This is a genomic window from Calothrix sp. CCY 0018 (assembly GCF_963920925.1).
GTDB lineage: Bacteria > Cyanobacteriota > Cyanobacteriia > Cyanobacteriales > Nostocaceae > Rivularia.
In genome coordinates this window covers 33,700-56,408 of sequence record NZ_CAWUDI010000047.1, presented here as the reverse complement: position 1 = coordinate 56,408, position 22,709 = coordinate 33,700, and the positions used below count along the sequence as shown (strand labels likewise).

General features: G+C 36.3%; 18 protein-coding genes. 12 read left to right on the top strand and 6 right to left on the bottom strand.

Translation table 11 applies throughout. The features are described 5' to 3' along the window. The first annotated feature begins 180 nt into the window (after window positions 1-180). The 5 genes from ACM03V_RS27450 (at window position 181) to ACM03V_RS27430 (ending at window position 8,045) form a co-directional block, all read left to right on the top strand. Entirely contained in the window at window positions 181-1,194 is a 1,014-nt protein-coding gene (locus ACM03V_RS27450) for a hypothetical protein (RefSeq protein ID WP_414623980.1), read from the top strand. A 556-nt stretch (window positions 1,195-1,750) separates the two neighbouring features. Beyond that, entirely contained in the window at window positions 1,751-2,389 is a 639-nt protein-coding gene (locus ACM03V_RS27445) for a peroxiredoxin (RefSeq protein ID WP_414623979.1), read from the top strand. Between the two features lie 354 nt (window positions 2,390-2,743). Continuing rightward, the gene (locus tag ACM03V_RS27440) at window positions 2,744-5,074 is read left to right on the top strand and encodes an ATP-binding protein (protein ID WP_414623978.1); all 2,331 of its coding nucleotides are present in this window, start codon (window positions 2,744-2,746) and stop codon (window positions 5,072-5,074) included. Further along, a complete protein-coding gene (locus tag ACM03V_RS27435) occupies window positions 5,071-5,547 on the top strand; it encodes a response regulator (RefSeq protein ID WP_414623977.1) in 477 nt (158 codons plus the stop codon). Before ACM03V_RS27440 ends, ACM03V_RS27435 begins: the two co-directional genes overlap by 4 nt. 215 nt (window positions 5,548-5,762) lie before the next feature. Next, entirely contained in the window at window positions 5,763-8,045 is a 2,283-nt protein-coding gene (locus ACM03V_RS27430; RefSeq protein WP_414623976.1) for a PAS domain S-box protein, read from the top strand. A 14-nt stretch (window positions 8,046-8,059) separates the two neighbouring features. Here the strand turns inward: ACM03V_RS27430 and ACM03V_RS27425 are convergent, their stop codons facing one another. Further along, window positions 8,060-10,198: a dynamin family protein gene (locus ACM03V_RS27425; RefSeq protein ID WP_414623975.1), complete on the bottom strand. Its 2,139-nt coding sequence runs from the start codon at window positions 10,196-10,198 to the stop codon at window positions 8,060-8,062. Window positions 10,199-10,377: 179 nt separating this feature from the next. Then, the gene (locus ACM03V_RS27420) at window positions 10,378-12,459 is read right to left on the bottom strand and encodes a dynamin family protein (protein WP_414623974.1); all 2,082 of its coding nucleotides are present in this window, start codon (window positions 12,457-12,459) and stop codon (window positions 10,378-10,380) included. Between the two features lie 324 nt (window positions 12,460-12,783). Here ACM03V_RS27420 and ACM03V_RS27415 point away from each other — a divergent pair, with 324 nt between their 5' ends. The 5 genes from ACM03V_RS27415 (at window position 12,784) to ACM03V_RS27395 (ending at window position 15,464) form a co-directional block, all read left to right on the top strand. Then, window positions 12,784-12,987: a type II toxin-antitoxin system HicB family antitoxin gene (locus ACM03V_RS27415; protein WP_414623973.1), complete on the top strand. Its 204-nt coding sequence runs from the start codon at window positions 12,784-12,786 to the stop codon at window positions 12,985-12,987. Further along, entirely contained in the window at window positions 12,984-13,205 is a 222-nt protein-coding gene (locus ACM03V_RS27410) for a type II toxin-antitoxin system HicA family toxin (protein ID WP_414623972.1), read from the top strand. The genes ACM03V_RS27415 and ACM03V_RS27410 overlap by 4 nt, the downstream gene beginning before the upstream one ends. 104 nt (window positions 13,206-13,309) lie before the next feature. Beyond that, window positions 13,310-14,284 carry a cysteine synthase A gene (locus ACM03V_RS27405; protein ID WP_414623971.1) on the top strand — a complete coding sequence of 325 codons (975 nt, stop codon included), beginning with the start codon at window positions 13,310-13,312 and terminating at the stop codon, window positions 14,282-14,284. Between the two features lie 126 nt (window positions 14,285-14,410). Further along, complete coding sequence (locus ACM03V_RS27400; protein ID WP_414623970.1) at window positions 14,411-14,695, top strand: (2Fe-2S) ferredoxin domain-containing protein; 285 nt, start codon at window positions 14,411-14,413, stop codon at window positions 14,693-14,695. Window positions 14,696-14,735: 40 nt separating this feature from the next. Beyond that, the gene (locus ACM03V_RS27395; protein WP_414623969.1) at window positions 14,736-15,464 is read left to right on the top strand and encodes a DUF5331 domain-containing protein; all 729 of its coding nucleotides are present in this window, start codon (window positions 14,736-14,738) and stop codon (window positions 15,462-15,464) included. A 194-nt stretch (window positions 15,465-15,658) separates the two neighbouring features. Here the strand turns inward: ACM03V_RS27395 and ACM03V_RS27390 are convergent, their stop codons facing one another. From ACM03V_RS27390 to ACM03V_RS27380, 3 genes are all read right to left on the bottom strand, one after another. After that, on the bottom strand, window positions 15,659-16,645 hold the full coding sequence (locus tag ACM03V_RS27390; RefSeq protein WP_414623968.1) for a YgfZ/GcvT domain-containing protein: 987 nt from the start codon (window positions 16,643-16,645) through the stop codon (window positions 15,659-15,661). Window positions 16,646-16,893: 248 nt separating this feature from the next. Further along, window positions 16,894-18,066, bottom strand: a complete 1,173-nt coding sequence (locus tag ACM03V_RS27385) for a hypothetical protein (protein ID WP_414623967.1) — start codon at window positions 18,064-18,066, stop codon at window positions 16,894-16,896. Between the two features lie 577 nt (window positions 18,067-18,643). Continuing rightward, complete coding sequence (locus ACM03V_RS27380; protein ID WP_414623966.1) at window positions 18,644-19,129, bottom strand: hypothetical protein; 486 nt, start codon at window positions 19,127-19,129, stop codon at window positions 18,644-18,646. Window positions 19,130-19,293: 164 nt separating this feature from the next. On the opposite strand from ACM03V_RS27380, the gene ACM03V_RS27375 reads away from it, so the two are divergent. Next, entirely contained in the window at window positions 19,294-21,108 is a 1,815-nt protein-coding gene (locus ACM03V_RS27375; protein WP_414623965.1) for a protein kinase domain-containing protein, read from the top strand. Window positions 21,109-21,270: 162 nt separating this feature from the next. Here the strand turns inward: ACM03V_RS27375 and ACM03V_RS27370 are convergent, their stop codons facing one another. Beyond that, window positions 21,271-21,447: a hypothetical protein gene (locus ACM03V_RS27370; RefSeq protein WP_414623964.1), complete on the bottom strand. Its 177-nt coding sequence runs from the start codon at window positions 21,445-21,447 to the stop codon at window positions 21,271-21,273. 68 nt (window positions 21,448-21,515) lie between these two features. Between ACM03V_RS27370 and ACM03V_RS27365 the strand changes: the two genes are divergently transcribed. Then, complete coding sequence (locus tag ACM03V_RS27365; protein ID WP_414623963.1) at window positions 21,516-22,706, top strand: RNA-guided endonuclease InsQ/TnpB family protein; 1,191 nt, start codon at window positions 21,516-21,518, stop codon at window positions 22,704-22,706. Window positions 22,707-22,709 lie beyond the last annotated feature (3 nt).

The following is a 22,709-nucleotide window of genomic DNA, read 5'->3' as shown; positions in this document are numbered from 1 at the left end:
TTCTCTCCCCCTCTCCCCCTCTCCTTGTCCCCTTGTCCCCATCTCCCCATTCCCTGTTCCCTAAAATACTTACATTACTACAGTAATATGTTTAAATTAATTATCGGAAAGTTTAACAAAATACTTGTATATCAAACAGTAAGCTGATAACAACGCGGTTTTAATAAAAGGAAATTTATCATGAGGAATAAATATAAGGCACAGCAGGTAGAGTCAAATCCACGACGCTGGCTTTTAGAAATTTTATTCCCGGATAAGAAGTTTGACGGACAATTTCAGAATCCGGGCACGGAAGAAATTTTTGATTTTGATGATGTGATGGCAATGGGAAATTCAATTGCCTTTATTACTCAAGAAATCGCTTATTATCCTTTATGTGACGATCGCCAACTTTTTGCAATATTTATTCCTGGTTTGGGACAACCTGAAGAAATATCTTCAAAGAGAAGTAGGAGATACGCACAGACTTTGAATACTGGGGTTGCTAACTTGAATAATTCTTCTTTCATCAAGCAAAATCCTCTTTTTAAATTTGTTAATCAATATTTAGATTGGATCGATGCTGCAATACATCGCATCGGTTTAGCTGGAAGTCCTGCAATTAGAAATACTACGACTTTAATACTTTACGCTATAGAAAACGATAAATGTCTGAATTTTTCGGGGGATAGTCATGGAACAATTTTATTAGCCCGCGCTATTAATCGTGCTAAAAGAAAGTTTGTTGGAAAATACGCAGCTTTTTGGAATTTTAAAGCGCGAAAGATTCAAGAAAAAAGATGGGAAAATCGTACAGATCGGTTAATTAATGTTTTTGCTTTTGGTAACAGCTATCAAAGATGGGTGAAAGGACCAAAATATATCATGGTATCAATTAAAGGTGATATAGTACCCGAAAAATTTGGAATTACTCGTGAAAAAGCGAATAAACAAGGACGAGATGATATAAAATTTATCATCTTTGAGCAGATATTTAAAAAAGGCAGTTTTGAAGCTCATAACATGATGTTTACAACAGAACTGTTGCGTCAAACTTTTATTAAAAATAATATTATAATTGGTGATTTTGCCGATCTGTATTCTGAATTAAAAGCTAGCACTTTAAAACTTGCCACAGCAGAAGAAGTTTCTTGGCCAGATGATATGAAAGATTATGTGTGGAATCAACAAAGTCTTGATGCGATTAAGAATTAGGAGTTAGGAGTTATTAATGCCCAATTACCCATGCCCCATGCCCAATTCCTAATTAATTAGATTTACGTTTTGTTTCAATCTGCTAAAACCGAATCGGGGAACCCGGTAATATGTGATGACTGCTTTTTTTTAAACACGCAAAAGCCGGAGATTGGTAGCCCCGTGTTTTTAAACCGGGTTGGAAAATCGATAAAGCAGATTTATCTGCATTCAAAAAATGGTAAAATGTGAATAGCAAGTAGGAATAACCATCTACGCGAGGAAACATCCTAGTAAGGCGAAATCCCTACAACGAAGATCCGGCTACCTTCGTAGTACGACTAGACGAGTAAGTAATGGCAGGATGCCCCGGCGTACCGAATTGGCAGTAGTGATGGACTCAGAAAGCAAAATAATTAATCAAAAGTAAGCGCAATTGCAGCATCGAATTCGATAGTTGTTTTGAGCATCTAGGGGGATATTTGACTATCCCTTTTAAGCAAGTCTTAGAGAATCTGCCTCTATGAAAGAGGGCAGAGTGTCAAGCAAAACTTTCAGACTATCAGGTAATCTTCATATGGCTCTACGTCTCGGTGATACAGTTCCAAACTTTACTCAAGCTTCTAGTGAAGGGGAAATTGATTTTTACAAGTGGGCTGGGGATAGCTGGGTTGTGCTGTTTTCTCACCCTGCTGACTATACTCCCGTTTGCACGACTGAATTAGGTACCGTTGCTAAGTTAAAGCCGGAATTTGACAAGCGCAATGTTAAGACGATCGCACTTAGCGTTGATGATGCTGAATCTCACAAAGGTTGGATTGGAGATATTGAGGAAACTCAAAGCACTAAGCTCAATTATCCGATTTTGGCTGACGATGATAAAAAGGTTTCCGATCTTTATGATATGATTCACCCGAATGCTAACGCTAAGGTAACTGTGCGGACTGTGTTCATCATCGATCCAGATAAAAAATTACGTTTGAGCTTAACTTATCCTCCCAGCACCGGACGTAATTTTGATGAAATTCTCCGGGTAATTGATTCATTGCAGTTAACTGATAATTACAGCGTTGCGACTCCTGCTGACTGGAAAGATGGCGATGATTGCGTTATTGTCCCCACTCTTAAAGATCCAGAAGTTCTCAAGGAAAAGTTTCCTAAAGGATATGAAGTGGTTAAGCCTTATTTACGGATGACTCCTCAGCCTAATAAATAATCTGTTGTTGAATTACCGTTTCAGAATTAGCGGTAATATCCCCCCAACCCCCCGATGCATTGGGGGGCTTTTTGTAAGTACTAAAATTGTTTTTTTAAATAAATTTATAGAAATTCCCCGTTCCCTGTTCCCTATTCCCTATTCCCTCTTTACAATTATTTAAGTTATTCTTCTGTTCCCCGTTCCCTTTTTCTACAATATTTTACTTTAAAAGATTAATCAACATTTATAATTATTCATTATTATATGAATAATTGCTTTTTAATTAAAAATAAAAATTAAGTATAAAAGTTAATTTAAATTTGACGGTGATTTAAGTAGATTAGTTGACTTAAAGAAATTAGGGATTAAGGAATGAGCCAGGGTAAGGCTGTAAGCTCAAATCAAGGTGTAACGGCGGAAAATGTGAATTTGACGAATTGCGATCGCGAAGCAATTCAGATTCCGAGTTCGATTCAGCCGCATGGCATATTATTAGCTTTAAGGGAGCCGGAATTTACGATACTCCAGGTAAGCAATAATACTTTTGAGTTTCTTGGTTTGCAGCCAGAGGAGTTGTTAAACCAGAAGTTGAGTTTTCTGCTTGATGAAAGTCAGAGTCAAGCAGTACGTAGGTGTTTGACGGAGGATTTTGATAGCGTAAATCCTTTGAAACTTTATATTAAGCGTTCCGATAAAACACTGGTATTTACTGGTATAGTTCATCGCAGTATTGGTACGGTAATTTTGGAGTTAGAGCCGACGCGATCGACGCAGGAAGATAGAAAGTTTTTTGATTTTTATAATTTAGTTAAAAGCCCTTTAAATAAGATACAGAAGAGTTCGACGCTGACAGAGCTTTGTGATGTAATTGTCAAAGAAGTCAGGAAAATTACTGGCTTTGACAGGGTAATGGTTTACCGCTTTGATGATGATGGAGCGGGTGCAGTTATTTCTGAAAATCCTAAAGAAGGTTTAGAAAAGTTTTTAGGTTTGCGGTATCCTGCTACTGATATTCCTCAGCAAGCTAGAAGATTGTATACGCTAAATTTACTGCGTTTGATTCGGAATGTAGATTATCGGCCAGTACAGTTAATTCCTCAATTAAATCCCCAAACTAACAAACCTTTAGATATGAGTTTGTCGGTGTTACGCAGCGTTTCACCGCTACATATTCAGTATTTGAAAAATATGGGTGTTACCACTTCGATGTCGGTTTCTTTATTGAAAGATAAGAAGTTATGGGGATTGATTGCTTGTCATCATTACGAAGCGGAAAAAACGGTATCTTACGAAATCCGCACGGTATGTGAATTTTTGGCACAAATAATGTCCTTTGAATTAGCAGCCAAAGAAGAAAATGAAGACTTAGACTATAAAATTAAGTTGAAGTCGATACAGTCTAGGTTTATCGATTCAATTACTCATGCAGAAGACTTGGTTGATGGTTTAACCAAGAATCCATCAGATTTATTAGATTTGGTTGGTGCTAAAGGAGTTGCAATTTGTAATGGCAGTAGTTCAATTAAAGAAGGTATAACTCCGACAGAATTACAAATCAATGAGTTAGTTTCTTGGGTAGAAACGCAAATGAAAAATGAGATTATTTATCACACCGATTCCCTAGCAAATGTTTATCCAGAAGCAAAAAAGTTCATGGAAGTTGGTAGCGGTTTAATGGCTTTAGCTATTTCCAAAGTTCAAAATACTTATATATTATGGTTTCGTCCGGAAGTTCTGCAAACGGTAAATTGGGGAGGAAATCCTCACAAACCTGTAGAAGTTTTAGAAGATGGAACCATCAACATATCTCCGCGACAATCATTTAAATTATGGCAAGAAACCGTAAGACAAAAGTCTTTAGCTTGGCAAAATTGCGAAATTGAAGCAGCGTTAGAGTTACGGAGTTCGATTGTCGGTATTTTACTTAGGAAAGCGGATGAGTTAGCGAAAGTTAATTTGGAATTAGAACGCAGCAATGATGATTTAGATTCTTTTGCTTATATAGCATCTCACGATTTGAAAGAACCATTGCGGGGAATTCATAATTATTCTAGCTTTTTGATCGAAGATTATGGAGATACTTTAGACAGCGATGGAGTTTCTAAGTTAGAAACTTTGATGCGGTTAACTAAGCGAATGGAAAATTTAATTGATTCCTTGCTGCATTATTCTCGCTTGGGAAGAACCGAACTTTCGCTACATAATATTAATTTAAACGAAATTATTCATAATGCCGCTGATGTTTTAAGAATTAGCTATAACAAAGACGTTGATATTCGCATTCCCCAAAAATTACCTACAATTAATTGCGATAAAACTCAAATTAGCGAATTATTTAGTAATTTAATTAGCAATGGATTAAAGTATAATGATAAAGAACAAAAATGGGTAGAAATTGGTTTCATAGATCCAGAAGCTGATACCGAAAAATATCAAAAACATTACAGCCATCGTAGCGATTCAGAACCACCAATTATTTATTACATTAAAGATAATGGTATCGGAATTCGGCTCAAACACTTAGAAACTATTTTCCGCATTTTTAAAAGATTACACGCTCCAAACAGGTACGGAGGCGGTACTGGGGCTGGGTTAACAATTGTCAAAAAAATTGTTGAACGCCACGGTGGTAATATTTGGGTGGAGTCAACTTTTAAAGAAGGCAGTACTTTTTATTTTACTTTGCAACCCGATCGAGAATGACACAACAAATCGCAGAAAAACCATATTTACCTCTACTGATAGTTGAGGATAGCGACGAAGATTTTGAAGCATTCGGACGCTTTATAAAAAAATCGCAGATTTCCAACCCGGTTTATCGCTGTATTGATGGTGAAGATGCTCTAGACTTTCTTTATCGTCAAGGAGATTACGAACACGATCGACAAGCACCTCGTCCATCTATAATTTTGTTAGATTTAAATTTGCCGGGAACCGATGGAAGAGAAGTTCTAGAACAAATTAAGCAAGACGAGAAATTAAAAACTATTCCAGTTATTGTTTTTACTACTTCATCCAATCCCAAAGATATTGAAACTTGTTATCGCTTCGGAGTGAATAGCTACATCCTCAAGCCAATGAACGTACAAAAATCAAAAGATGTAATGCAGTCTATTGTTAACTACTGGTTTAGCACTGTTGTTCTTCCTGAAGATAGCAATTATGATTTGTATTAGTTTCTACTTGATTTTAATTAGGATGGGGCATTTTAACGTCAGTATATATGAAATTTAAATCCTAATTTAATTTGTAGTCATACATAATATTAGAATAAACTCATAAAAATTTATAAAATATTAAGAATTATCTGTATCCTATAACTATTTCGAGTCCTGTCAAATCAAGGAAATTTTGCGTACTTTGAGGCAAAGCAGCAAAAAGGTAAAGCATAATGCAAAACCAGCGTACAATTCTAATTATTGATGATTGCCTGGAAGATAGACATACCTATCGTCGCTACTTGCAAAAAGATGAGAAATATAATTACACATTTTTAGAAAAGCAGAATGGGGAAGAAGCTTTAGAAGCTTGTAAGCAAGTCCAACCAGACGTTATTTTGCTTGACTATATGCTCCCGGATATGGATGGTTTGGAGTTTTTGCAAGAATTAAAACCTTACTGTAATAGTAGTAAACCTCCAGTAGTAATGCTGACAGGCAAAGGTAGCGAAAAAGTAGCCGTACAGGCAATGAAGTACGGTGTTGAAGATTATTTGGTAAAAGCAGATACAACTCCTGAAACTTTACGTCTTGCTGTCAGAAACGTTATGGAAAAAACAGTTTTGCAGCAGGAATTGAACGCAAGCAAGCGGCGTTTCTTTGCTTCCGTAGAAAATATGCTCGATTGCTTCGGTGTATATATTTGCATCAGCGATGATTTTGGTAATATTACGGGATTTCACGGCGAGTATTTGAATGCTGCGGGCTGCGAAAATAAATTAATCGGTTTAGAAAAATTCGGGAACGAGTTAGAAAGAGAGTTATTTGAACAGTATTGTCAAGTTGTAGAAACGGGTAAGCCACTTTCAAGAGAAGTCTTATGTTTTACTAATAACAATAACGAGCAAATTTTGAGTAAAGCTTACGATATTAGAATATCTAAATTAGAAGATGGTTTTGTGGCAACTTGGCGCGATATAACTAAACGCAAGCAATCCGAACAAGCATTGCAACAAAGCCAGCGTTTAATTCAACAAATCGCCGATACAACGCCAGATATATTATATTTATTTGACTTAAAAGAACAGCGGAATATTTATATTAATTGTCAAATAGAACAGCGTTTGGGTTATTCCCCACAGCAGATTCAGGAAATGAAAGTGGATTTAGTAAAAAACTTAATTCATCCAGATGATTTACAGCCTTTAAAAGATTATCACGAAAAATTTAAATCTGTAGATGACGGGGAAATACTATCTTTTGAATACCGAATGCGCGATTGTCAAGGTAAATTGCACTGGTTTAGCAGTCGCGATACAGTTTTTCTGAGAAGCTCGGATGGAAAACCTTGTCAGTTATTAGGAGTACTTAGAGAAATTACCGCTCAAAAGCAGTCGGAAGAAAATTTAAGAGAAAGTGAAGCTTGTTTTCGGCGCATTTTTGAGTCAGATATGTTGGGAATCATGTTTTGGGAAACTAACGGTAAAATAGTTGATGCCAATACGCGCTTTTTGGAAATAATTGGTTATAGTCGCGAGGATTTGCAAGCAGGATTAATTCGTTGGGATGAATTGACACCCGAAGAATGGCAAAATGTTGATAGAGAAGCAATCGAGCAAATTAGAAATAATCAAGTTTGTCATCCTTTTGAAAAAGAATATATTCGTAAAGATGGAAGTAGGGTTCCCATTGTTTTAGGTGCTTCTTTATCAGAAAATAATAGCGATATTGGTGTTTCTTTTATACTTGATATTACAAAACGCAAGCGCATAGAAAAAGAACGCGCTCAGTTATTAATTAGCGAACGAGAAGCCCGAGAAGAAGCTGAAGCAGCTAATCAAGCCAAAGATGATTTTGTGGCAATGGTATCTCACGATTTGCGATCGCCACTGAATGCAATTTTAGGCTGGTCGCAAATATTACATAAAAATGCCGATAACGAAGTAACAAGAAACCGGGCTATAGAAATTATCGAACGTAATGCTAAAACCCAAGATAATTTAATTAAAGATTTATTAGATATATCAAGGATTGTACAGGGTAAGCTTGAACTACAAATTAGCTCGGTTAATCTACAATCTATAGTTAAAGAAGCAATTGAGTCAGCATACCCAATAGCAATTGCGAAAAATATTCATTTAGAATCCCAACTTGATTCTACCATTAACAACATAATGGGAGATGCCAATCGCTTGCAGCAAGTATTAAGTAATTTATTAAGTAACGCAATCAAATTTACACCCGAATCGGGACAGATAAAAGTTGATTTACTTCATATTAGAAATACCGCTCAAATTACAGTTAGCGACACGGGAAAAGGAATTAGCAGCGAACTATTACCATACATATTTGAGCGTTTTCGTCAAGGCAACGATAATGAAACCAAGCAAAAAGGATTGGGATTAGGATTGGCGATCGCACATCATTTAGTAGAATTACACAACGGTACAATTATCGCTGAAAGTGCTGGGGAAGGGAAAGGTGCAACTTTTATAGTTCATTTTCCTTTACAGTGAACAGTTATCAACACCTAACTTAAAATACGGTAAGCTTCATTTATCAGTCGAATTTTCTCCTGAGCTTTAATTAATTCTTGCGGTTGATTAACAAATAAATCTGGATGCCATTTTTTGACTAAACTTTTATAAGCTTGTTTAATTTGTGATGGTGAAGCATCTGGTTTCAAACCGAGAATATTGTAAGCGTGAATAAGTTTTTCTGCATCAGTTTTAGGTTTTTGGTTATTTTTTTGATTATTTTCAAATCCAGATGAATTCATTTGTGATTTCATCTGTGCGATTTCTTCATCTATTTCCCAATCAACAAATTTTTTATCTACATCCTCTTTTTTTGGGGGAGAATATTTTTTATAAGTTCCGACATCTTCTTTTACTCCTTTACCGGAATAGCTATATACAGATTGAGATTGAGATTGAGGTTGATTTACAGTATTTGTGTCATGCTTTTTTTGAGCAATTTCTTCTATTTCAATTTTAAATTCATCTGAAATAAAAGTTCCTAATACTTGCTCTAATTTTATATTCAAATCATTTAAAGTATTTTGCCATTGTTTTAATTCTTTTCGCTTTGCAGCTATTTCTGAAGAATCTTGATTTTGAGGTACAAATTTAATTATTTTATCGGCAAGATTTTCGTATTCATCTAAAAGAGATAATCCTTGCTTGCTTAATTGGAGAAAATATTCATCAACAGCATCTATACAATTTCTGGCGATTTTATCGGTGTAAGATTCAGTTGTATTTTCACCACCTTCTTGTAAACCTTTATCAAGTAAATAAGCAATACCTCCACCGACAGCAGCTCCAATGGGGCCACCTAATAACCAACCAATGCCACCAGCGGCTGCATAAGCTCCAGCATCACCGCTATTAGAATTACTTGGTGGAGGCGGTATTTCTATTTTTGGATGAGCAGGGAATTGAATTGATAAATTTTCTGGTTTTTCTTGTGCAAAGAAATCGTATGCTTGTTCTAGCCATTTTTCTAAATCAGTTTTTAATCGCTCGAAATCTTTCTTTAAATTATTAGTTTCCCAATTATTAAAGTTATTATTAGCTAATTCGGTTGCAGCATCACCTTGATATTTTTTGAGTAAATTCGTTAAATTAAACCAGTTACGTAGCTCGGATAAACTTTGAGTAAAACCTTGTTTAATTAATCTTTCTGCTTTTATTTTAATCTCATTTTTGGCTTTATTTTTATCATCAAACGCTTTAATATCACCTTTCAAAGGTATAATTTTTGCCTTTAAAGCTTGTTGAATTTGAGTTGCTACCGACTCAATTCTGGGGGAAGAGATATTTTGACTATCCTTTTTTAAACTTGCGGCAATATTCTGTAAAGCGGCTTCAAAAGCAACTAAACCGCTGGTATTCGCCGCTGCAACATCACCTTTCAACCTTGCTCGTAAAGCTGGTAAAGCATCAACTCGATATAAATTACTGAATCCTGAAGGCAATTGAGAGCGAAAACTTTCTGCAACAAACCTTAAGCGGCTTTGGACTTGTTTTTGTTCTTCTAATTCGAGTAAATTGAGAAAATTGGCGACGAAAACAACAGTTTGAATTCCCCTATCCAATAACCAATCGCGTAAATTTTCCCTTTCTTCCAAAGTCATTAATTTACGCGCATCGAGCAATTGCACTACCAAATCGACGCTTAATAATTGTTCTTTGACTAAATTATTTTGTTCTTCTCGATCGTTAGTTCCCGGTAAATCGATAAATTCTATACCAGTTTTTAAAAATGGATGAGGAGAAAAAACTTCTACAGATAAAACATCATTTCGCATCCTTCTGTCATCATCAAGGATGGCAAATTCCTTTAAAATATCGGTACCGCTGCGGTGAATTTGTTTTCCATCCAGAAAAGTAATCCGAGTTTCAACTTCATCACCATATTTAACAGTAATCGCAGCACCAGTAGTGGGAATTAAATCTATGGGTAAAGTCTTGTTCCCTAATAAAGCATTGAGTAAAGTTGACTTACCATGATTAAAAGGGCCAAAAACCGCAATGCGAAAGTTAGGATTTATAAGATGTTGGGAAATTGCTTCTACATCTCTAGATAGTTGGGATGTTGATTCTACATTTAGTGATTTAGTTGCGGATTTGAGACTTTCTACAAGTTGGTTTTGATTTTGCGACATAATTATTTGTTTAAATAAAAATGATTATTGATGTAGAGACGTAGCAGTGCTACGTCTCCGATATCTATGGTTGTAAAGTATCGCTATTCGGGTAAATCTAGATACAGTATCGCTATTCCGGTAAATCTAGAGACGTAGCAGTGCTACGTCTCTACAAATCAATTCATGGGTAAACGAGGTTAACCGTAATAAGCCAATAAATTACTGTAAGCTGACTCCACATTGTGCAACTCTGTAAAAATATCTGACTCCAAAACTTGAAATCGCTTTAACTCCTCATCGCGGTTAATTTCACGAGTTTCTTTTTGCTTCAACAAATTATCTAATTCCGATTTCCGAGCCGCAATATCATCTTGAATTCTGCTACTTACTTCTTTCTCATAAGCCTCAAAACATTCTTTGACTGCATTATAAACGTTAACTGATTGCTCTTGCGCTACTTGCGGTAGATATTTAACTAATTCTTTTCTTGCAGTTTTAACTAACTCCTTTCTTGCACCATCAGCTTGCAAAACTCCTACACCCAAACCCAATAAAGCAAAGCCGATGGGGCCTAGAAAAATACCTGTAACTGCGGTAATTATTCCACCAACTCCAATAACTGTAAAGTAATTTAATAAAATATTTTTCCAGTCAAAACCCGCACCAGCCATTGCAAAACCGGCTAAATTCCCTCTTGATAAAGATAATAATCCCATAGCCCATTTTGCCCAAGTTGGAGAATTATCTTCTTCGGCAGTACTATTAGAATTGATTTTGACTTTCTCCCCAGTTAACTTTTGAGTGATGCTATCAGTAACTTGGGTATAGGAAGCACCATATTTTGCCGCACTTTGAGATAATTCTTTGAAAGCTGCGGTAATATCTTTCTCAGCGGTTAAACTCCAAGCAGATAATTTATCGGTAATATATTGTTCAAAAGCTTTTTGCAGGGCAATGTTAAAAGCTTCCCTTTTACCGCTACTCAGAAAATCAAATAAGTTCAATTCCGGCTGATAGCGTACAAAATCAGTTTCAAAAGTATTATCCAAATTCAAAACATAGCTTTGGAAAGAATCGGAAATACTTTTAGCTTCAGTATCCCTAGTATTTCTAATTTCTTGCTTAAATTCATCACCAATACTTTTAAGTTTCTCAAATTCGGGTTCAACAGAATCAATTTTTTCACGAAGTTGATCGACATCTTGCTCTAATAAAGGAATTCTTCTTTCAATTGCTTCCTTTGTATGATGACAAGCAAGTCTAGCTAAAGTTCTTACTTGACGCAATTCTGCAACCGCTCTTTCTCTGGTTAAAAATATATTTAATGCTGCCATAAATTCAGAAAAACCAGTTCCTTGTAAATCAGCAGCGGGATTTTTTAACCGTTTGCGTAAAGCTTGAATTGATGAGATTGCAAATACTCTTTCGTCGTAAATATCTTGTCCGTCAACAACGCAATATTCAGCTAAGTTTGCTTTAAATACCTTGTGCAATCTTTCCTCAGCTTCCCGTAATTCTTCCTGATCATCGGGATCGATTAAAGCTTCTTTTACCTGATCCCAAGCATTAACTAAAAAGAAAACCGATAAACCTCTATCTTTAATATAGTTTTCTAGATAGCGACGCTCTCCTAAAGTACAAGGTTGAGAAGCTCGCATTACAAATAAAATTGCATGGCAGTTATTGACGTAACCCAAAGATAATTCATTTCGGGCTTCCGTATCATTTAAACCAGGGCTATCAATGATTTCAATACCCTTTTCTAATAAAGGTAAAGGATATTCAACCACTGCATGACTAACATCAGGAAACGCTGGTTTCTTCTCTTCCTCTAACCTTTTAGCTTCGGCTGGATCGATAGTATACTTATGTTTAAAAGAATCAAAATCTAACATGCACGGACTTTTACCATCATTAAAATGTACCGTTACAGTTTTTTCTGCTCCGTAACGTAAAACAGTTAAAACAGCAGTACAAGGATTCACATCGCTCGGTAATAATCGTTCGCCAATTAAAGCATTGAGAAAAGTACTCTTTCCTCTCTTCATATCTCCTAAAACCAATAAACGAAACACACCTTCGCGGAGATTTTTGCTGGCAACCTTAATATCTTCGATATCTCTTTCTAAACTTAGTTTACCAGAATTATCTTCAGAAGCTTTTTCCGCTTTATCTATCGTTTCAACGATTTTATCTAAAGAAACCGATACAGAAGAACGTGTCTGGACAACTTTTTCTAAATCATCCATGAAATTATTATTTTCTGTTTGTAAATTCATTCTTTTTGATTTATGAGTTGAAATTTTTACTCGGCAATTATCGCGATTCTAAAAGCTAATTAAAGACAAACTTCAGTCATGACGTTGCAATTTTTATCATCAATAAGCACCCCGAAACAAAGCTATTATAAATACTGATCTTATAATAAAATAAATTAAATTTACAAAATAATGCCTCAGTGTAATTACTGCTTACAATTATAATCTGTTAACAATTAATTAGAAGCTTATAAATTCATTTTGGATATTGATAGAAAAACTTTAAGCTACGATGTATTTACATAGTGTCATCAGAAATATTAATTGAATTAAGGAGATGTTTTTATGAAGTGGCGTGTAATTCTTGAACCAGATACTGAAACTGGAGAATGGGCTATTTGGTGTCCAGAGTTACCTGGTTGCGTGTCAGCAGGAGAGACGCAAGAAGAAGCTTTAAAAAATATTCGTGAAGCTATAGAGCTTTATCTTGAACCCGATACAATTCAACTCGCACCAGGAGCAATCACCAGCGAGGTAACTTTGGGATGAGTCGCACTCGACGGATGAATGCTTCGGAAGTTGAAAAAACTTTACAGCAATATGGTTTTGAATTAGTTTCTCAAAAAGGTAGTCATCGTAAATGGCGAAATGTGGAAAGACAATTAATGGTTATTGTCCCTTATCATAAAGGCAAAGATTTACCTATCGGAACTTTACACAACATCATGCTTGGTGCAGATATTCCAGAATCCGAATGGAAAGTTTAAAATCTTCATCCGTGACTATTTTATAATTATCTATAAAAAACTTAATATATGTACCGCAATAAGCCAAAATTCTTATAGTGAAGAAGAAAATTGGTAAATTGAACATGGACATTAAAAACGGCTTTGTCGGTACCGTCGGAAACACTCCGTTAATTAAGTTAAAAAGCTTTAGCGAAGAAACGGGATGCGAAATTTTAGGAAAAGCAGAATTTCTCAACCCCGGTGGCTCCGTCAAAGATAGAGCAGCACTATATATTATTGAAGATGCTGAAGCAAAAGGTTTACTCAAACCTGGTGGTACCGTTGTCGAAGGAACTGCTGGTAATACAGGAATTGGCTTAGCACATATCTGCAATGCCAAAGGTTACAAATGTTTAATTATTATTCCCGAAACTCAGTCACAGGAAAAAATGGACGCACTTGCAGCTTTGGGAGCCGAAGTTCGTCCGGTTCCTGCGGTACCTTATAAAGACCCCAATAATTATGTAAAATTATCTGGTAAAGTTGCGTCCGAAATGGAAAACGCGATTTGGGCAAATCAATTTGATAACCTAGCAAATCGGCAAGCTCATTACGAAACCACTGGCCCCGAAATTTGGGCGCAAACAGATGGTAAAGTTGATGGTTGGGTAGCTGCAACCGGCACGGGTGGTACTTTTGCAGGTGCATCAATGTTTCTTAAAGAAAAAAACAAAAATATAAAATGCGTTGTTGCAGATCCACTTGGTAGCGGACTTTACAGCTATATTAAAACTGGTGAAATTAACACAGAAGGTAGTTCCATCACTGAAGGAATTGGCAACAGCAGGATTACAGCCAATATGGAAAACGTACCCATTGACGACGCTATCCAGGTTGATGATAAAGAAGCATTGCGAGTAGTTTACCAACTATTGCGAAAAGAAGGATTATTAATGGGTGGTTCGACAGGCATCAATGTAGGTGCGGCGATCGCCCTTGCCAAACAAATGGGGCCAGGACATACAATCGTAACTATATTATGTGATAGTGGCTCTCGTTATCAATCGCGAATATTCAACTCAGAATGGTTAAAATCAAAAGGATTAGAAGTAAGTTAGGAGTTAGGAGTTAGGAGTTAGTATTTAGGAATGTATGTAGCAGTTTATATTTATTCATAATTGGTGCTGAGACACCAAGTTTACAACTAACCACTAACAACTAACAACTAACCACTAACAACTAATATGAAAACCGTTCGAGTTTGCCAAAATCGTACTTGTAAAAAACAGGGTGCTGTTAAAGTATTAGCAGCTTTTGAAGAGCATCCTGTTTCTGAAGTAACTGTAATAAGTAGCAGTTGTCTGGGACAATGTGGTAATGGTCCGATGGTCCTAATATTGCCAGAAAATGTTTGGTATAGCAATGTTCATCCGTCGGAAGTCCAAAAGGTGATAGAACAACATTTGTTAGGTGGTTGCATAGTCAAACAAATGCTTTATCGCCGATTTCATTCCCAGGTTAAAAGTTAATTACTGACTTATAAAAGTCTGTATATAGATGTATATTGAAATGAATATTAAGCAGCTACGCGAATCTTTGAAAATCAAATGGGTGAAATACTACCATCAAAATCGTCCCTGGTTAGAAAAAATGCGAATTTGGGGAAATTATGATGGTTATCGTCGCCCTTCAAGCGGTTTTATCTTAGCAACTTTATCAGTTTTAGAACCAAAACTAGATGAAATTTTTCCTTTTATTCTTGAATTAAATAATAATCCCGATGAAATTATTGCTGCATTAGGTCTTAATTTTAATCCCGAACAGCAATTACATATAATTGACAATTTAGATGAGCGTGTAAGTAATAATAAAGTAAATCACAATATCCTTCAAGAGGAAGTTGTTTACGATACATTTAGAGCAGAAAAAACAGACGATACAGAAATTAATCAACCTATATCTAATTCAACAGCAATTACTAAATTCGCATCAACAGCAGAATTAGAATCAATAGAAAAAGAATTTCAAGTTTTTTCAGAATTACTCCAAGAAAACCCATCTGAAAAATTTGCCTCTGGCAGCATGATTGCTCAATTAGAAAGTGAAGAGCAAGTATTATCTTTACTTTCTATGTGTAGTGATGAAGAACAAGAAATTCTAGAAGAATCGAAACAAGAAGAAACCCAAGAAGTTAAAACAGCTTCCAGGAAAAAACTATCAAATCTTGCCTCTTGGATAGACGAATTTTGTCAAGGTACTGGTTGGGATAGGGAAGAAGCTATTTTTATTCCGTTTTAGAACAGTGAGCAGTAAGCAGTTAACAGTCAACAGTTATTACTAACTCCTAACTCGTTTAATCCAAATCAATGTTAAAATTTAAACTCATAACTCCTAACTATTTCCTACCTAATCCAAAATCCAAAAAAAACGCATCCGTTGTCAAAATCTAAAATCTAAAATTCAATAACTCCTAACTGCTCACTGTTCACTGCTCACTGCTCACTGTTTGGGTATTCATGAGAAACAAAGGGAATTGACACCACTTCTCCTTCAGTTTCTCCTACTTTTACTTTTAAACCGACACCACCAGCTTTTGTGCGAATGTAGCCCAATCCAAAATAATTATTACCATTTTGGGTACAGCTGGTAAGTTTTCCTACTTTTTCGTCACCTGCTGTAATTACTGTTCCCGCTTCAACAGCAGCATTTAAACTAATTCCCCACAAATTTTGTTTTACACCTTTATAAGTATTTAATCTCGCAATAGTTTCTTGTCCGATATAACAACCTTTATCAAAAGAAACTGTTTGCCATAAACCGGCTTCTAAAGGATTATAATCATCAGTTAGTTCGCTTTCTGGTTGCGGTCTTCCTTGTAATATTCGCAACATTTCCCAATCATTATCGTTGATTTCTATTGCGCCAATTTCAATAATTTTTGACCAAACTTGTTCTTTATGATTCGCATTTAAAATTAACGTATATCCCTGAGTTGCTAAACCACTACCAACAGCAATAATATTTTCTTTCTCTGCGTTTAAATTAGGAATAGGAATGTGAGTTCCGTAAGGTTTACCGATAATTTCGGAAGCACCTAATTTTTCAACAACAGCGTCGCTTTGGGAACCGATAATACTAAAACTTACGGTTTCATTAGTTAAATCGCTTAAATTAACTTTGTCAGCAAAGAAAATATATTTATCTAACCACTGCATCAAATATTCGCGACGATTGGGAGAAACCAGTAACAATACAGCATCATCGGTAACATAAGCACTAGCTAGATCGATAGTACGAGCAGTAGAAGTTACAAAAACCGTATCGCATCCCTGCCCCGATTTAAGACTTTCAAAATCGTTAGTACTTTGATTGTGTAAAAAACGCAAGCGATCGCTATCTGAAACCTGAATTCTTCCCCAGTGGCTGCGATCGTACATAGCAACCTTTGTTTCTACTGTTTGAATAACTGATGCGGACATAATTATTTTGGATTTTAGATTTTGACAACAGATGCGTTTCTTTTAGATTTTAGTTAGAAGTTAGGAGTTAGGAGTTAGGAATTAGAAATTAGGAATTAAGAGTTGTTAGATTTTAGATTTTGTTTTGGATTAAGAATTAATTTCTCCTTGTTCCCTTGTTCCCTTCTTAAAGCAAAAAAGAGCGAACCGTATCACGATTCACCCTTCTTCAAAATTCTATTTTACGCTCTTGGGAGCAGCAAACATAATTAAATGTCAGTTCTTGTATCCTTAATTTCTACTGCTGGAGCTTGTGTTTTATACAAGTCAGCTTCAGTTTTATTCATCTCTAAATCTGTTTTAACCATAACTTCCTCTTTTCCTACAGAAGGAGAGTTATTATCTTTAGCTGCATTCTTCACGGATTTTGCTGCGTCTTGTGCTGAAGTCTTGACATTGTTACCTGCTCTCTTAGCAGAATCAGTCGCATCTTTCGCAGATGACTTGAGATTTTCACCTGCTCTCTTAGCAGAATCAGCAGCATCTTTTGCAGAAGACTTAAGATTTTCACCTGCTCTCTTAGCAGAATCAGTCGCACTCTGAGCAGATGTCTTAGCATCATCAACTGCACCTTTTACCGAGTGAGCAGCATCTTTTACAGCTGGCTTAACATCTTCTTTAACTTCATTTACTGCACTCTTAGCGGAGCTAGCAGCATCTTTAACGGCTGGCTTAACTTCTTCGACAGCTTCTTGAACAGAACCCGATACGCTTCTCATTGCAGGTTTTGCTTCTTCAGCCGCACCTTTCAAGGAATTCGCAGCGCTCTTGATAGCGGGCTTGGTTTCTTCAACGGTAGTTTTTACCGAATCAGTAATGTTCTTAATCGCAGGTTTAGCTTGTTCCGATACAGCTTTAGTTGTTTCAACTACATAAGGCTTAGACTCTTGAACTGTTTGTTGTATAGCTTCACCAGTACCTTTAATTGAAGGCTTAGCTTGCTTGACTGTATCCTTAACTTCATCTACTACACCTTTAACAGAAGGCTTAGTTTGCTCAACAGTATCCTTAACTTCATCTACCACACCTTTGATAGAAGGCTTGACTTCCTCTGCGGTATCTTCTACTGCATGACCTACAGTATTGATCGCATTACTTGCACTATCAGCTACAGTCTCAGCAGCACCAACAACGCCTTCTACAGTTTTATCAACAGCTTCAGATGTACCTTTACCAGCCATAGCACCGGCTGCTGCCCCAGCTACCGCACCAACAATTCCTTTTCTAGAACCTAAAATACCACCAATTGCTGCACCAGCAACCGCCGCACCAATACCAGAACCAGAATTAGATTCCGAATTTTCCTGTCCTTGCTGTTCTTGATTTAAATTCTTATTTTCTTCTTGATTTTCCAAAGATTGCTTATCTTTATCCTGAGTCATATATAAATACCTCCAATAATTAAACCACTAAACAAATAAATATTTCGCAGTTGGTCGAACAATTTAAATTTACCAATTGTAACTTTTGAATTACACTAACTTTAGGCGGACATTGTTGAATTATTATTCAGCCGCAAGTCGGAGATTTATTTTAATTTTTGATTCCGAGGTAATACTCAATTAGAATTTTGATTTTACGAAACGTTTTAATCCAGAGATTGTTTATAAACTTCAAAATACTATATAGTCTAGTATTGACGAATTCTTTTTCCTCAAATTAATCGTAAAAAATTTTACTTTCCCATTGAAATCCCGATTTAAAGATACTATTTATAAGCTAATTTAATAATTTATACAAGAATAATTTTTTTTATAGTTTAGATTGGTTTCAAAAAAATTTTTTAATAAAAAATCAGATTCTAGCTTTTAACTATTTAATTTGTTAGTTTTCTATAACAAAGGAAAAAATTCAGCTATTATTAGCGATTTACTTCAATAATTGTTTAAAATTAATTTTTTTTGAATAAATAAAAATAAATAAAACTCCCCATCCCTTGTCTCCCCATCACCCCATCTCCTAATCTGGTAACTTAGCAAACATCTCCTCAACTACCCGTTTCGCCTTCTTATCTAACAAATTCCATTCCACATCACCCCTTTCATCGATTAAACTAGTATCAATATCAACTGTGTCATCACTGAGGGTGTATTCAACAAAACATACCTGATAGCATAACTCCCATAAATCCACATTTACTTGCTGCTCTTGACGCTGCAAGCACAGATGGTATCCTGGATGGGGCGTTGGCAGTTTAGCCAATGTTTCTCTTATTTGCACGACTTGTTCGGGTGTTGCGGTTTCGAGTTCTTGCACCATTTGAGTGACTATTGCTTTAGTTTCCTCGCTCGTGCCAGCAGCCCAAGTCAGCACATCATGATAAGTTCCTTTCCAGGAAGAATTGTCAATTAGCTTACGAACGTTATCAACAACGCGAATGAATGTTGGTTGCATCAGTAGTTCCGCCTGCTGCCATGCTAGTGAGTTTGTTATTTTTGGTGCCATTGTTATTTAACCTTCATTGTTGAAATCGATATTAACAATGTGTAGACAATAGAATACTGGGATTAAATCCGAATCTTTTTTTTCAAGATAGCGGATATGGTCGCAGTATATATGGAAATATTTAGTACGTCTCGTAATCGTTGGGGTTAACACTGGGAGTGAACATGATAGGCAAGCTATTAGACTATCGTTATCAAATTATCAAAGTCCTGGCAACGGGTGGGTTTGGTGAAAATTATATTGCTGAGGATACCAAAAGACCGGGTAATCCGATTTGTGTTGTAAAGCATCTTAAACCTACCAGCACTGAATATAAAGTTTTTGATACCGCTAAGCGTCTGTTTCAAAGTGAAGCTGAAACTCTAGAACAATTGGGCAATCACGACCAAATACCTAGATTATTAGCTTATTTTGTCGAAAATCAAAATTTTTATTTAGTACAAGAATTTATAGAAGGACATCCGCTGACTGATGAATTAACTATTGGAGAACGTTGGAATGAAAGTCAAGTCATTCAAATGTTAGTTTCGATTCTCTCCATTTTAGAATTTGTTCACAGTCAAGGTGTAATTCACCGCGATATTAAACCAGATAATATTATTCGTCGTTATAGCGACGGTAGATTAGTTTTAGTTGATTTTGGTGCTGTAAAGCAATTACGAGCTTACGGTAATGGTTCGTTCCAAGGCATGGAAAACTCTTCTGCTACCGTAGCAATTGGGACTCCTGGCTATATGCCTACCGAACAAGGGCAAGGAAGACCCCGCCATAATAGCGATATTTATTCCTTGGGAATTATTGCAATTCAGGCGCTTACCGGAGTTGGACCAATGGATTTACAAGAAGATCCCTACACCGGAGAATTAATCTGGCAAAATTTAGTTTCTGTAAGCCGCGAATTAGGAGATGTACTCAATACAATGGTGCGCTATCACTTTAAAGAGCGTTACCAAAGTGCAAGCGATGCATTATATGCGATTAATTCATTTTCGCAAGATTTGGTACCCCAACCATTTCCACAACTGCGTACTCAATCTCCATTTCAAAATTCTCAGCATTCCCGTGTAATGACTATTGCTGTTGCACCTGCTCACAAGCGTCAGCCAACACAAGCAGTTCCTCAACACGAGATTCCTCGCGCTTCTAAAGGCCCCGATTTTTTACAAATATTAATTTTATTCGGTTTAGTTGGTGGTGCCGCTTTTGCAACTCCTGACATAGTTAGAAATGTAAACAACTTTGCAAATAATTTTTCTGGAACGGCTCAAGCTAGCTGTACGGCTACGATTGCAGCTAATTCTAACGTTCGTTCCGAGCCTAGTACTTATACCAATAATAATATTGTCCAAAAAATATCTAAAGACACTCCGTTTTTGGTAACGGGCAAAAGGACAAATAAAGGTTGGGTAGAACTTAAAATTAATTCCGGAGATTCCGGTTGGGCGCATTCCAACGTAATTAAAAATGGAGATGAATGGGTAACTTGTCTGCGAGATCAAAGTATTGCCGTTAAAACCGTTGATGGCAGTGGATTGATTGCAACTCCAGTACCCACAGAACCAGTTATTAAAAACGAAGAAACAATAAAACCAGTCGAAAACATCAAACAAGACGATAAAGCTGTAGAAGAAGCCAAAGAAAAATACGAATCCGGAGACTTAGATGGTGCGATCGCCATTATAGAAACCCTTGCTCCCAATGACAAGCGTGTCAAAGAAGGGCGAGAAATGATCGATCAATGGCAAAAAGATTGGGCAAAAGCCACTCTGTTTTTCAACGATGTAAATACAGCGATTTCTCAAGGAAAATGGGATAAAGTCCAGGATTATCAAAAAAATCCCGATAAATTGCCAGATACTAAATATTGGCAAAAAAAAGTTGAACCTTTATTTCAGCAAGCTGCCGAAAATGCCAAAAAAAGTTTACCGCAAATAAATGCAGCAGAAACGGAGCAAGCTGAGGAAGAAAGTAGGGAGTAGTTAGGAGTTAGGAATTAAGGTCAAAGGTCAAAGGTTAAAGGTTAAAATTCTCCTTGTCCCCTTGTCCCCTTGTCCCCTCTCCCCATCTCCCCATCAATTACTTGGAGGTGGCAAAATCTGTTCTGGTGCGGGATTATTATTTACCCTCAACCGCAAGAAGGCTCACCCCGAATTCTTTGAATCGGTGTTGAGATGAATTGCGGGCAAGCTTTTAATGGACAACGAGTCAATCCACTCTTCCACAATTGCCGTCATCGTTTTATCTCTATCCATCGCATAAGCTCTTAGAATATTTAGTCTTTTTTCGCTAACTCTTAAATTTAATGCTTTGTTTTTCATTTTAATCTACACAAGGACTACACACATATGTTAGTATATGAATAGGTCGGACAGCAAGGATTTTTATCATGAGAATATCGTACCAATATAGGTTAAAGCCAAATAAAAAGCAGCGAGAAATCATTGACAAGACATTAAATATGTTACGTTGTCTATATAATTATCAGCTTGCTGAACGGTTTAATTGGTACGAGCAGAACCGTTGTTCTATAGATAGATGTTGTCTTATTTGCTATCTCCCAGAATTAAAAGACAGACCCAACAAAGCAAGTCAGGAAAAAAGTTTAGTTCAACTTAAAAAAGATAGACCTTGGTACAAAGAAATTCATAGCCAGGTATTGCAAGTTGTATCTGACAAAGTTGATAAAGCTTTTGACAGATGGTTAAAAGGGGACAGTAATGGTAAAAAGTCTGGTAGACCTAGATTTAAAGGGTTAGGGCAATACAAAACATTTACTTATAAGCAATTCAAACAACATCATTTTATAGAAAATAAAATTACGTTGTCAAAGATTGGCGATCTAAAAGTTATTGCTCATCGCCCTATACCTGACGGTTTCATTATAAAAACCGTATCTGTTACAAAAAAAGCGAACGGCTACTACGTTACTCTAAGTTTAGATAATAAAGAAGTACCAACCGTTAAACCAGATTTCAATGCTGACAATATTGTTGGTATTGATGTGGGATTAATCGATTTTTATGTAGCTTCTGACAATACCCGAATTGCCGCGCCAAAACATCTACGTAAAGCTGAAGGTCAATTAAAGTCAGCGCAACGTAAGGTATCGCGGCGGCATATTGGTTCTAATCGGAGAAAGAAGGCAATTAATAAACTAGGTATCAAGCATAAAAAAGTAGCTGATACCCGTAAAGATTTTCACTTCAAAACAACTAAAACCCTATTATCTAATTACGATGTAATTGCTGTTGAGAAACTGAATATAAAAGGACTTGCTAGGACAAGAATGGCTTTTGCGATTCATGATGCTGGTTGGGGTCAGTTCTTATCAATACTGAAAAACAAAGCCGAAAATGCTGGTTTATCAGTAGTAGAAATAAATCCAAACGGTACCAGTCAAGAATGTTCTAGCTGCAGTCATAAGGTCAAAAAGTCGCTATCGCAAAGAATGCACAATTGTCCGGTATGTCATACCAGTTTGTGTCGTGATTTGAACGCGGCTATAAATATCAGGAATCGTGGGACGCACGACCTGTATAATCAAGCTCAGTCAATGTCTTCAAAGAAGAGTCTCTGAGAA